10 protein-coding genes are annotated in these 13,266 nt (G+C 47.6%); all 10 read left to right on the top strand.

What is annotated here, in order from left to right; translation table 11 throughout:
• Positions 1-142 precede the first annotated feature (142 nt).
• The 10 genes from KOE27_RS29025 to KOE27_RS28980 all read left to right on the top strand — a co-directional run bounded on the left by KOE27_RS29025 (position 143) and on the right by KOE27_RS28980 (position 13,255).
• Positions 143-3,355 (top strand): SusC/RagA family TonB-linked outer membrane protein, encoded by a 3,213-nt coding sequence (locus tag KOE27_RS29025; RefSeq protein ID WP_229253041.1) that lies wholly within the window; start codon positions 143-145, stop codon positions 3,353-3,355.
• 13 nt (positions 3,356-3,368) lie between these two features.
• Positions 3,369-4,847, top strand: coding sequence for a RagB/SusD family nutrient uptake outer membrane protein (locus tag KOE27_RS29020; protein WP_215242339.1), 1,479 nt, complete (start codon positions 3,369-3,371; stop codon positions 4,845-4,847).
• Positions 4,848-4,889: 42 nt separating this feature from the next.
• A complete protein-coding gene (locus KOE27_RS29015; protein WP_229253040.1) occupies positions 4,890-5,807 on the top strand; it encodes a dihydrodipicolinate synthase family protein in 918 nt (305 codons plus the stop codon).
• Positions 5,808-5,826: 19 nt separating this feature from the next.
• Complete coding sequence (locus tag KOE27_RS29010; protein ID WP_215242338.1) at positions 5,827-6,996, top strand: sialidase family protein; 1,170 nt, start codon at positions 5,827-5,829, stop codon at positions 6,994-6,996.
• A 100-nt stretch (positions 6,997-7,096) separates the two neighbouring features.
• Positions 7,097-7,861, top strand: coding sequence for an SGNH/GDSL hydrolase family protein (locus KOE27_RS29005; RefSeq protein WP_215242337.1), 765 nt, complete (start codon positions 7,097-7,099; stop codon positions 7,859-7,861).
• 2 nt (positions 7,862-7,863) lie between these two features.
• Positions 7,864-8,982, top strand: coding sequence for a sialidase family protein (locus KOE27_RS29000; protein ID WP_215242336.1), 1,119 nt, complete (start codon positions 7,864-7,866; stop codon positions 8,980-8,982).
• Between the two features lie 45 nt (positions 8,983-9,027).
• A complete protein-coding gene (locus tag KOE27_RS28995; protein ID WP_215242335.1) occupies positions 9,028-9,900 on the top strand; it encodes a hypothetical protein in 873 nt (290 codons plus the stop codon).
• Between the two features lie 15 nt (positions 9,901-9,915).
• A complete protein-coding gene (locus KOE27_RS28990; protein ID WP_215242334.1) occupies positions 9,916-11,001 on the top strand; it encodes a YVTN family beta-propeller repeat protein in 1,086 nt (361 codons plus the stop codon).
• A 26-nt stretch (positions 11,002-11,027) separates the two neighbouring features.
• Entirely contained in the window at positions 11,028-12,131 is a 1,104-nt protein-coding gene (locus KOE27_RS28985; RefSeq protein ID WP_215242333.1) for a sialidase family protein, read from the top strand.
• 11 nt (positions 12,132-12,142) lie between these two features.
• Entirely contained in the window at positions 12,143-13,255 is a 1,113-nt protein-coding gene (locus tag KOE27_RS28980; protein ID WP_229253039.1) for a sialidase family protein, read from the top strand.
• Positions 13,256-13,266 lie beyond the last annotated feature (11 nt).

Below are 13,266 nucleotides of genomic sequence, written 5' to 3'. Positions count from 1 at the left end.
AGGATAATATATTTTTCCATACAAATCATTTGATACTAAAATAGTATTATTACATTTGTCCTACAAATGAAATTAAGACAGAATCTTTGCCGCAATTGGAAAAATCAAGTATAAAGCAAGTATGATCTAAACTTTTATCCACATGAAACTAATGCGAAAGTTTTATTTACCAACAATTGTTTTCCTGGCTGCTTTGTGGTCCTGTTTAGGTGAAGCAGCGGCTCAGCAGACCGTCCGGGGAATTGTGAAATCAGGGGAGGACAATGCACCGATGCCGTTTGTAACGGTGATTGTGAAAGGAACGCAGACAGGGGTAAATACCGATGCCCAGGGGCAGTACAGTATTGCAGTCACTGCCGGGCAAAGTCTGATATACAGTTTTGTGGGATACAAATCCCAGGAAATAGCAGTGAATTCCCAGTCGGAAATTAACGTAACGCTGCAGGCGGAGCTTAAAAACCTGAACGAAGTACTTGTGGTAGGTTATGGCCGTCAGTCGCGTGAGAATGTTACCTCATCCATTTCCAAGCTGGACAATAAGGTGCTTGAAAACATATCGTTTGCCAATGCGGGGTCGGCCCTGCAAGGCTCCATTGCGGGCTTAAGGGTACAGACCACCACCGGCCAGCCGGGTGCAGCACCCAGGATCGTGCTCCGTGGCGGTACATCCATTAATAACCCTAATGGCTCGGCACCTTTATATATTGTGGATGGCGTGATCCGTCCCAATATGAATGATATCAGTTCCGAGGAAATCGAATCCATGCAGGTTCTGAAAGATGCCGCATCAACCGCGATATATGGTGCCCGCGCTTCCAACGGGGTTGTGATCATCACCACAAAGTCGGGTAAGGCAGGTAAATTAAAGGTATCCTATCAGTACAATACTTCTTTTTCCAAACTGGTCAACGGTTATGACCTGGTATCTGCAAGGGACTATATCACCTATCAGCGCCTGGGGGTACAGGCAACTTCCAAGGTAACGGGCAACACGGCTTACCTGACCAATTTGTCGGGGAAATCAGGCTACGGTACCGGCAACGATCTGACAAAGACGTCACCTTATACCACTCAATATCTTAACAATGATAACCAGCATAAGTTACAGGAAGGCTGGGAGAGTATGCCCGACCCGATTGACCCTACCAAAACGATCATTTTTCAGGGTACCAATTTTGAAGATATCCTTTTCCGGACAGGTGTGACCCAGAATCATCATATTTCGCTGTCGGGTGGAAGTGATAAAGCTACTTTCAGTGCCGGAGTGGGGTATATGGATGCGCAGGGAATCACGATCACCACCAAGTATAATCGCCTTACGTTTGACATGAACGGCGATTTGTATGCCAGTGACAAGCTACGTTTTTATTCAAGGCTGATGTATTCCAATTCTGGAAATAATCAGGTTTTCTCGGATAACAGCATTTTTGAAAGATCTATTGACGTAGCACCTACTACTAAATACAGGTACGAAGATGGAACGTTAGCACCCGGGCAGGGGCAGTCCATTGGGAATCCGGAGTATCATTTAAATAAACTTAAAACCAAAAGGAATTCGGAGAACCTGTCGCTTGCGATCGGCGCCAACTGGGATATTTTACCTGGCCTGACTTTCGCACCACAGTTATCTCTTTACAAAACCGATGGTTCCAACCGCTCTTTCCAGGAAGCTTATTTCAACGGACCGGCAACCTACGTTTCTACCAGAACGGCTTCTGGCTCTTACCTTTCCAGAACCCAATACCAGGCCGACGCGGTATTCTCGTATGCAAAATCTTTTCAGGGAAAACATAATCTGGACGCGAAACTCGGATTTTCTTATTTCAAAAGAGATACCACAGGATTGTCGGGGACTGGCCAGGGCGCATCTACCGACCTTATTCCTACACTGAATGCTTCGGCTGTGCCGGTAGCCGTTGGCGGATATGAAAGTCAGCAGGCGCTGGTGGGGTATTTTGGAAACATCAATTATGATTTTGATCAAAAGTACCTGGTGTCACTCACTGCCAGATATGACGGTGCATCCAATCTGGGTGCCAATCATCAGTGGGGATTTTTCCCCGGGGTGTCCGTAGGCTGGAACTTACATAAGGAGCAATTCTGGACCGCCTTGCCCGAAAACCTGCTGCGTCTGAAACTGAGAGCCAGCTATGGTGTTAACGGAAATATCAGCGGACTTTCCGATTTCCAGTCACAGGGGCAGTATAGTGTGGGATCCCAGTACGGGACCAACGCAGCAGTAACCAATACCGTTCTTTCCAACGCCGACCTGAAATGGGAAAGGTCCAAAACATTTGACCTGGGCGCTGATATAGGCCTCTTCGGCAACAGGGTGAATATGCTTTTTGATTACTATCGCCGCGTAACGGACAATCTGCTGACCGACATGAGCCTGCCGCAATCTACCGGTTTTTCAAGTATCCGTACCAACCTCGGAAGCCTTGAAAATAAGGGTGTGGAGCTCGAAGTAAGCGCAAGGATCCTGCCTTCTTCCTCTTCACTGAGCTGGGATGTTTCGTTCAATGCAGCCAAGACTACTCAGAAAATCCTGACGTTGCCATCCAATGGCATCGCCAACAACCGCATTGGCGGTATACAGGTGTGGGACCCCGCTTTGGGTGCGCTGGCCTGGAAAGGCGGACTCCAGGAAGGCGGAAGAGTAGGGGATATGTACTCGTACAAACAACTGGGGATATACAGAACGGACGAGGAAGCTGCCTCCGCTCCGGTTGACAATCTGATATCCAGAGCCAATAAAACCAAATACGGCGGTGACGTAAAATGGCTGGATGTTGATGGTAACAAGATCATTGATGGTACCGACAGGGTGTATGTCGGCAATCCGTACCCGGCCTGGACGGGCGGATTCAGCAACTCGCTGGGGTATAAGGGGCTCAACCTGTTCCTAAGAATGGACTATACCACAGGACATACGATCTACAATTATCCCCGTGCGCAAATGGTGGGCCAGTTTCAGGGAGACGTAGGCCTTTCAACGGAGGTTTTGAAATCATGGAAGCAGCCGGGAGATGTTACGGACATTCCGAAATATTACTGGGCGGATCAGAATGCACAGAATAATCTTTACCGGGGTGGTGTAGGTGTAAACGGCGGGAATTCATTCTACTATGAAAAAGGCGATTTTCTGGCGGTGCGCGAGGTTACTCTGAGTTATACCCTTCCGAAAAGCATATTGTCTAAAGTGAAGATCAGTAACCTCCGGTTTAATGTGACGGCCAATAACCTTCATTATTTCACCAAGTACAAAGGGCTGAATCCTGAGGATGGCGGTAATGACCGCGGAAGGTATCCCATTCCACGTACGATCATTCTTGGTGTAAATGTTTCTCTCTAACCATCAGACAATCATGAAAAAGATATATCAAGTTTTAATGCTGGCAGCCATTGGTAATCTGGCGCTTACATCCTGCACGGATAACCTGGAACTTAAGCCTACAAGTGTGATCAGTAACGCATCTTTCTGGAAAACCGAGGATGATGCCAAAGGAGGTACCTACGGTATGTACGTTACTTTACGTGCCCAGGCAAGTAAAAACCTGTTTTTGTGGGGAGAAGGGAGAAGCGAAACCGTAGGCAGCGGTGTTCAGGGTCTCGACGGCCGTGAACGGTATTATCTTAACACCCTTGATCCAACCACGCCCGGTCCCGAGTGGCAGGGTATGTATACCGTGATACACCAGTGTAATCTGCTGCTGAAATACGTGCCAAACATTACGTTTACCTCGGAGGCAGTCAAAAATGATATGCTGGCCCAGGCTTACACGATGCGTGCCTATGTTTATTTCACCATGACCAAAACCTGGGGGGACTTGCCGCTGGTGCTTGAACCCACCGAGGGTTTCACACCGGAATCCATCCAGAAGGAAAGAACTGCCAGTGCGGATATTTTCAAGCAGATCAAAGCGGATATCGACAAGGCGATCCAGCTTTTCCCGGCGAATACCATACCCACAGGTCGTTTTGTCTGGTCGAAACCTTCGGCCAATGCGCTGAAAGGGGATGTATATCTCTGGACAGGAAAACGAGCTGGCGGCGGGAATGCGGATATCACCACTGCGCTGGCTGCTCTGAATGAGGTGAAAACAGCGGATGTAGTTCTCCTGGATAACTATGCCAGCATTTTTGATTATGCCAACAAAGGAAACCGGGAAACATTGTTTTCAATCCGTTTTCAGCAAAACGAGGTGACGGATAATGATTTTGCCGCCATGTATTTCTCCGCAGCCTATATTCCAAATGACATTGATGCAGCTACCTCGGCGGCAATCGGTGTGGCGAATGGCAACAACTTCTGGGCCCCTACGGCTTTGTTCCGCGACCAGTTCACCACAGATGATCAGCGGAGAAATGCTACTTTCACCGAAATATATACTTCGGCTTCGGGAACCAGGAAATTTTACGGAGCTCTTCAGTCCAAATTCAAAGGGTTTATTAATTCCGGTGTTCGTTTGTACCTCAATGATTATATTGTGTACCGATATGCCGACATTCTGTTGATGATTGCCGAAGCTAAAAATGCCTTGGGACAGGATCCTTCCGAAGAAATGAATCAGGTGCGCAAACGTGCTTACGGAACGGCATTGCCAAATCATCTTTTTGTGAATGGTACCAAAGATGCAAATGATGATGCTATCTTAAAAGAGCGCCTTTTAGAGCTTGGACTGGAAGGTAAACGCTGGTGGGATCTGATCCGTTTCGGAAAGGCATTTGAGAAGGTACCGTCGCTCCAGAGCCGTGCCGGGCAAAACTACCTGCTGCTCTTCCCGATCTCGTCGAACACACTCAGTCTGGAAAATAAAGTGAAACAAAATCCTGGCTATAATTAAACTGCAAGCAACGGTAAAATATTCTGAATTTTTTCAAACAACATGATGCGTAACAAATTGGAAATCGGAGGCCTCTGGCCCGCACTTTTAACACCCGTCGATCAGGAGGGAGCCCCACAGTTTGCCGAACTGGAAAAGATAGTTCAGTTATGTGTGGATCAGAAATTGGATGGCCTATATATTCTTGGTTCCACCGGGCAAGGGGTTCTTTTTACTGAAAAACAAAGGGTTGAAGTAACCAAAAAGGTAATAGATGTGGCCCAGGGGAAGCTCCCGGTCATTGCCCAGGTGGGTGCACTCAACACCCGGGAGTCGGTACGGCTCGCCCAGGCGGCACAGGAGGCCGGTGTTTACGGGATTTCGACCGTAGCTCCTATTTACTACCAGGGCGGCGCTCAGAATGCCCTGGCGCATTACCGCACGATCAGTTCTGCTATTGATATACCATTTTTTCCCTACCACGTAGGTAATCAGAGTATATTCGGTGGCGATGCCCGTTATTATATCGATCAGATCCTGGGGCTGCCCAACATTGGTGGAATGAAGCTAACGACGCAGAACCTTTACGAGATAAGTCTGATGCATATTCTGGCCGGAGAAGATCTCATTCTTTTCAGCGGTGCGGACGAACTTTTCTGTCAGGCCACTTTGTGCGGTACTGTAGGAGCGATCGGCAGCTTTTTTAACCTTTGGGGGGAAGAGTGCCAGTATGTCCGTAAAGAATTTATCGGAGGCAATTTTGAGCTGGGCAACCGTTTTATGCTCACCTTCCAGGAAATCATCAATCATGTTCTGCCTAATATCTGGACGTTCTTTCAAAAGGCAATGTACATGAGACACGGAGTGGACATCGGCATTCCTAATCCGCCGCTGGGTCTTGGAAATAAGTCCTGGGAAGAAAACGATGTACAGGAAATACTCGACCGTATTGCCGCAGTCAGTGGTATTGTCAATCACTAAGGTTTAATCCGTTCAGCTTATGACAGCAAGATTCAAAACAGGAAAAGCGATTTTACTTCTGAGCCTGGTGTTGTGTGCCGGTAAGATTGTAAAAGCGCAGGCCCCCGTATTTAATGAACAAAATGGTAAAATAACCTCTTCCGGAGCCTGGATACCCCGTAATACCGAAGAACTGAAAGGGCAGATACTGGGCCCTTTCGTACGCAATCAGGAGGGGAATATCGTTGCCATTGATGGAAATAAATGCCTGATCAGCAAGGATGAAGGCAAAACCTGGGAAAAACACGAAATGTTCAGTAATCCTGAAAAGTTCAATATCTCGGGAGAAAGAGCGCTTCTGAAAACGCGTAACGGAGTGCTGGTATTTGCCTTTCTGAACCTCGCTGAAAGGGGCAACTGGAACTGGCAGGCAGATATTTCCGATTCGCCGGGAGCCATTTTGCCTACCTATACCATTCGGAGCCTGGACGGCGGAAAAACCTGGCAGGATGTTCAGAAACGACATAATGAACATACCGGTGCTATCAGGAGCATGATTGAAACCCGCAACGGAAACGTGATTTTTACTTCCATGATGATGCGCCATAATCCCGGGCACCATACCGTGTTAACCTATACTTCCAGGGATGAGGGTAAAAGCTGGGAGAGATCCAATGTGATCGACCTTGGTGGGATAGGGCACCACAGCGGTGTAACCGAATCCACGATCGAACAATTAAAGGATGGCCGCATTTGGCAGCTCATGCGTACTAACTGGGGTACCTTCTGGGAATGTTTTTCGGATGACGAGGGGATATCCTGGAAAGGGATAAGGCCAACAGGTATCGCGGCAAGTTCGGCACCGGGGCAACTGAAAAGGCTGACCAGCGGAAGGCTGGTGCTGATGTGGAACCGCCGTTTTCCTGATGGAAAGGATACTTACCCGCTCAGAGGGGGCGATGGGCAATTTTCAGAGGTGGCCGCCAGCAATCACCGGGAGGAACTTTCAGTTGCTTTTTCTGAAAACGACGGTAAAACCTGGAGTAAACCGAAAGTCATCGCCAAATCGTATAAGATTCAGAACAGTGATACTTCAAAGGCCTGGATCTCCTATCCGTATATTTTCGAAGCAAAACCAGGTGAACTTTGGGTGACTACCATGCAGGGAGACCTGAGAATGAAACTAAACGAAAGGGATTTTATTGACTAATGTTCAGGCTGAAAATTCAAGGTCGGCAGCGTCCGGCTGCTGGTTTTCAAGCATTGAAATAGAAGTAGATCTGACTTAACGCCCGACCCTACGCTGACTGATGTCTTTTAAAAAATGGTTTATCCTGGTGCTGCTCACAGCCGGATTTGTGGATACAGTGTTGGCCGGAAATTACCGGAGCGAAAATGATTATTTTCAACCGCAGGATTCATCCGGGGTTAAAATCGTGGTATTCGGAAACTCGGTGACTGCCACCAGGATAACCATTAAGCAGGTATTTGCCCAGCGGCTTCCCGGACTTTTGGCAGAAAAAGGAATTAAAGCACAAATCATCAATTCCGGAATACCGGGAAGTCATTCGGGACACCTGGCGGATCATGGTCTTTTCAAAATCAGACACGCGCTGGACCGCTTTGATACTGACGTTCTGGGCCATCATCCTGACATTGTAAATATCAGTTTTGGCATTAATGATGCGCATATTGACAGCAAAGTGAAGAATGGCCCTTCCCGTATTCCGCTGGACAAGTATCGGGCCAACCTTACTTACATGATTGAAACTTTACAGTCCAGAGGGATCAGTGTCATTCTGATGGTACCCAATATCCTGGGCGAGAAGTATGGGGATATTCAGAACGACAGGCTGCTTCAGTATTGCAGGGTGGTGAGAAAACTGGCAAAAAAATACCATACCGGTCTGGTCGATAACTTTAAGAGTTTTAAAAATTATCAGAAGACAACCGGGATAAGCTACGAAACCCTGATGCTAGACGGGGTTCATCCCAACGACCGGGGACACGAAATCATTGCGGCAAATCTGGCAGAGCAAATTGAAAACATTGTTTACCAAAAGCTACGTAACTGAATATGAAATGGATATGTAAATTGATATGCTTGTCGCTATTGCTCATGCCCGGCTTTTTTAAAAAAGCACTGGCACAGCAGAACCCTGCACTTGTACTCCGGCTTTCACCGGGAGAGGATAACCCGAGGAACAGCGAGGGTGATTTTGTAACACTGAAAGACGGTCGCATCCTTTTTATTTACAGCCACTTTACAGGTAAATCTTCCAGCGACTTCGCTGGGGCCTACCTGGCTAGTCGTTACTCCTCCGACGGCGGAAAAACCTGGTCTGACAAAGATCAGATAGTGGTCAAAAATGATGCCGGAATGAACGTGATGTCGGTATCCCTGTTACGTCTGAAAAACGGAGAGATAGCCCTGTTTTACGCACGGAAAAATTCGATGGATGACTGTATTCCGCTGATGCGGATATCACGTGATGAAGGCCAGACCTGGGGAGATCCCGTAACCTGTATCACTGATAAAAAAGGCTACTTTGTGTTAAACAATAACCGGGTCATTCAGCTCGCAAATGGCAGGCTCCTGATGCCCGTAGCCTGGCACATCACACCGGAGGGAGGCAAATTCAATGAACGTGGGAAACTGTTTTGCTATTATTCGGATGACAATGGGTCAACCTGGACATCGGGCCAAGAGATTGCTAATCCCGATGGTGTGGTCACACAAGAGCCCGGGTTGATCGCGTTGAAAAAGAAGAAAATCATGATGATCATTCGTACCGATGCGGGTGTGCAGTACCAGTCGTTTTCAAAGGATAACGGCAAAACCTGGGGTGCCGCCGGCCGAACGACCATTGAGTCGCCGGTATCTCCCGCCACCATTGCCAGGATACCTTCCACGGGAGATCTGCTGATGGTTTGGAATAACAATGGTGCGAAAAGCGGCCAAGCCAAAGGCCTGCGCACCCCTCTGAATCTGGCCATTTCAAAGGATGAAGGCAAAACGTGGCTTCACCAGAAAACGCTGGAGTCGGATCCGGACGGCTGGTACTGTTATACAGCCATCCATTTTGTAGGTGAGAAAGAAGTACTGCTTAGTTACTGCGCCGGAAACAGACCTAAGCGAACGAGTTTGTCAATCACGGATATCAAGCGGTTGAGCCTGGATTGGATCTATCAGTAAAATTCAGAACCCGGTAGCCCCACAACGAATACAAAAACAAATTTTATGACGAACAGAACTTTGAAAGACGAATCAGAAAAAGGTAAAAACTCACGCAGGAATTTTCTTCAGAATGGGCTTCTGGCTACCTCTGCTTTTGCACTGACACCCTACATAACTTCTGCGGAAACGGCTCAGCAACTAGCTAAAAGCTCCAAGTGTCTGGATTATGGAAAATCCTTTGTATGTAATACCGGCGATATGAATTCGGTCAGGATGTGGATTGAAAGCCGGACCGTCATCACAGATACCCAAACAGGGAAAACCATTGAATATTTTCAAGGCGGAGCATGTAAAAGTGAAGACACATTCGCTGCCAAAAATCTGTTTTACCAGGATAACTATGACTTCACCCCCATTTTCGGTGACGGTAAAGTACTTGTATTTCGTCGCCATGTGAATGAACGCAAGGGGTATCGCAGTATTAAAACCATGGGGAATATGTGGGGAAGCGATCCGATCATCCGCTTGCCGGCCGCGCCCGTCATTACCGAGCTGGATACCTGGGAAAAAATAAACAAAGCTACGATGGCGGGCATACCCATTGTGACCCAGACGGTGATCACCAACAAGGAAACCGGCATGAGCGCCATGATCGAATGTCCCTGTAAAACAATTAATATCAACAGAGCTAAAAAGTTATATCAAACCGATACCGGCCCCGTGGTACTGCCGGACCTAACAAAAAAATACGACGAGCTAATGGACTCCCTGCGGCTGGCCTATATAGCATTTAATGCGCCCGATTTTGCGGATTTCGTCGTTGAAGTACCAACGCCGGTACTGGAAAAAGGCAAGCAGGTGGCAAGTGTCTATCATTTTTCAGAGGTAATGAGTTTTACAAGCCAAAACAAACTTTTTGCTCTGGGGAAAATTTAAAACAGTACTGTCAGCGTGATTCGTAAGAAAATTTACATTACAACAAGATACCCGGCTTTTCTGTTGGCCTTTGCGGCCCAGTGGCTGCTTTTTGGGATAGTATTTCCCCAGGCGTATGCTCAGAAACGCAAACCGGTTTTGCTGGTAGCCAACAAGCATTCCAATACGCTCTCTTTTATCAATCCGAAAACTTTTCAAGTCATTGAAACTATCCCTACCGGCCCCAATCCTCACGAGATAGCCGTTACGCCCGATCAGCGAACGGCCTATCTGAGCAGCTACAAGGCACCTGGTAACACGATTTCCGTCATTGATCTGGTCAGCAGAAAACAAATGAAGGAGATTAATACAGGAGCATACACCCGGATTCACGGTGTGGCCATGGCGCCTGACGGAAGAAACGCCTATTTCACGGCCGGGCAAACGGGTTTTATAGTTGAAATTGATACAAAAACCAATGAAATAACAAGAACGATACCTACGGAAGGGAAAATTTCTCACATGGTATATGTGTCTGCAGATGGCAAACGGCTCTTCACGGCCAACATTACTTCTGAGAATATTTCGGTCATTGACCGGGAATCGGGCAGGCTCATTACCCAGATCCCCTGTGGCCCGGGTTGCGAAGGATTAGCCTTTACGCCCGATGGTAAATACCTGTGGGCAGGTAATCAAACGGCGGGCACCATCACGATTGTTGATCTGTTGACTTACAAACCCATCGAAACTTTCGAATGTAAAGGTATGCCTGTGCGTATCCGTTTTACTGCGGATGGGAAACGGGCACTGGTAGCGGGCTGGGTGAAGGAAGGCACACTGACCGTACTTGACGTTGCGACCCGGAAAGAGATCAAACGGATCCGCGTCGGTGATTTTGCCATCGGCGTAGAACTGACCGTTGACGGGCGGTATGCCTTTGTAGGCTGCGAGGATTCCGAAGAGGTGCAGCTCATGCCGGATGGATCTGAACGGGTCAAAATAAAAACGTCGGATTCCGACGGTATTCATGTGGTGGATATGAAAACACTTGAAGTGGTATCCATTATAAAATCAGGCCTCGGGCCTGATCCGATGATCATGTCTTTTCCCCCTGAAAAATGAATAAACGCACAGCTGAACCAAAGTTGATGAGAATTTTAACCCATACCTGCGGACAGATTATCTGCTTTTTACTGGTCGTGCTGAACGGTTACGCCCAAACCATTGCGGGAAGCCATGCGGTGCTGGATATCAGGGCGGGAGACAATAATCCTAGAAACAGCGAAGGCGATTTTATCACCCTCAACGATGGGCGGATCATGTTTGTTTACTCCAGATACACGGGCTCTTCCGCCAGTGATTTTGCCCCCGCCGATCTGGCAGCTCGCTTTTCGTCCGATGGAGGGCAAACCTGGACGGCTACAGATAAGATCGTGGTTAAAAATGAAGGAAAAAGCAACGTCATGTCGGTTTCGCTGCTTCGTCTTTCGGCTAAAAAAATTGCCTTGTTTTATATCCGTAAAAACGGAACCGATGATTGTATTCCCATGATGCGCGTTTCCGCTAACGAAGGCGAGACCTGGGGAGAAGCAAGGCCGTGTATTGCGGATACCAAAGGATATTTCGTTGTAAACAACAGCAGGGTAAGGCAACTTCGGTCGGGCAGAATACTCATCCCGGTTTCGCTGCACAAAACGCCGGAAACCAAATGGAATAACCGCGGAACGTTACGTTGCTACTATTCCGATGACAGCGGGTTGACCTGGAAATCGGGAAATGCAGTCCCCAACCCCGACAGCGTGATTACCCAGGAACCGGGTATTACTGAACTCAGAGACGGAGGTATACTGATGCACATTCGTGCCAATGGTGGTTTTCAGTACTACTCCTATTCCAAAGATAGGGGTATCACCTGGAGTCCCGTTTCACCATCGGCCATTGCCTCTCCCATATCGCCTGCGTCGATATCCAGGATACCTTCCACTGGTGATCTTCTGCTGGTTTGGAATAACAACGGTGCGAAAGGGGAGGGCTATTTCAAGGGAAAAAGGACTCCTCTCACCATTGCTGTTTCAAAAGATGAGGGCGTTACCTGGCAGCATCTGAAAAACATTGAAGACAATCCGGAAGGTACTTTCTGCTACACGGCCATTCATTTTGTGAAAGACCATGTGCTGCTCGGTTATGGAATGGGAGCGGGACTTGAGCAGTCGCGTGTGATTAGGCTCGGGCTGGATGAGATTTACAAATAACTAAACCTACAATGAAAAAAATAACCAGGGTACTCATTTTTGCTTTATTAACGGTTGCGGCCGCGTTATCCGGAGGGGATGTCTTTTCGCAGGACCACAAGGCGGGCGTTTACGCGATGAAATTGCCCAGGGGTAAAAATAACCCCCGAAACAGTGAAGGTGATTTTGTTACATTAAAAGACGGACGCATTTTATTTGTCTATACACATTATACAGGTACAAATCCGGACGATCATGGTTCGGCGTTTCTGGCCGGAAGGTATTCCAAAGATGGCGGCAAAAGCTGGTCAACCGAAGATCAGATGATCGTAGCGCAGGAAGGTGATATGAATGTAATGTCTGTTTCGCTGCTCCGACTGAAAAACGGGAAAATCGCACTGTTTTATCTTAGGAAAAATTCTTTTACCGACTGTATCCCTCAAATGCGGATCTCATCGGATGAGGGCAAAACATGGAGTAATCCTACACCCTGCATTACCGATCGGAAAAACTATTTTGTGCTGAATAACAACAGGGTTATCCAGTTGAAGAGCGGAAGGTTACTGATGCCGGTGGCTTTGCATAACACCAAAGAAGGTGGAGCGTTTGAAAATCAGGGGATTATATATTGTTATTATTCCGACGATAACGGTAGAAACTGGACTTCGTCTGCGGAGATACCCAATACGAAAAAGATCATTACCCAGGAACCGGGGGTGATTGAGCTTAAAGACGGGCGTATCATGATGTTTATCCGTACGGATAGTGGCGTTCAGCAGCTTTCTTTTTCACGTGACGAAGGCAAAACGTGGAGCCCGATCGAGCCGAGCAAAATAGCGTCTCCGCTGTCTCCCGCATCGATTGCCCGTATACCTTCCATGGGTGACCTGCTGCTTGTCTGGAACAATAATGACGGGAAAAATCCGGCTACCAAAGAAAGAAGAACACCACTGACAACCGCCATTTCCAAAGACGAGGGCTCCACCTGGCAAAACTTGAAGAATATTGAAGATAACCCTTCCGGGTCATTCTGTTATACCGCCATTCATTTTACAAAAGACGAAGTTCTGCTTGGGTATTTCGACTGGGCTACCACACAGGTAACCATCCGGCGGCTGAGCCTGAAATGGATTTTAGATAAATAAGTTGACTCTTC

Origin of the sequence: Dyadobacter sp. CECT 9275, from assembly GCF_907164905.1 — a bacterium.
In the GTDB taxonomy this organism is placed as follows: Bacteria; Bacteroidota; Bacteroidia; order Cytophagales; family Spirosomataceae; genus Dyadobacter; species Dyadobacter helix.
The sequence above is the reverse complement of the archived record's forward strand: the minus strand, read 5'-3'. Positions and strand labels throughout refer to the sequence as shown.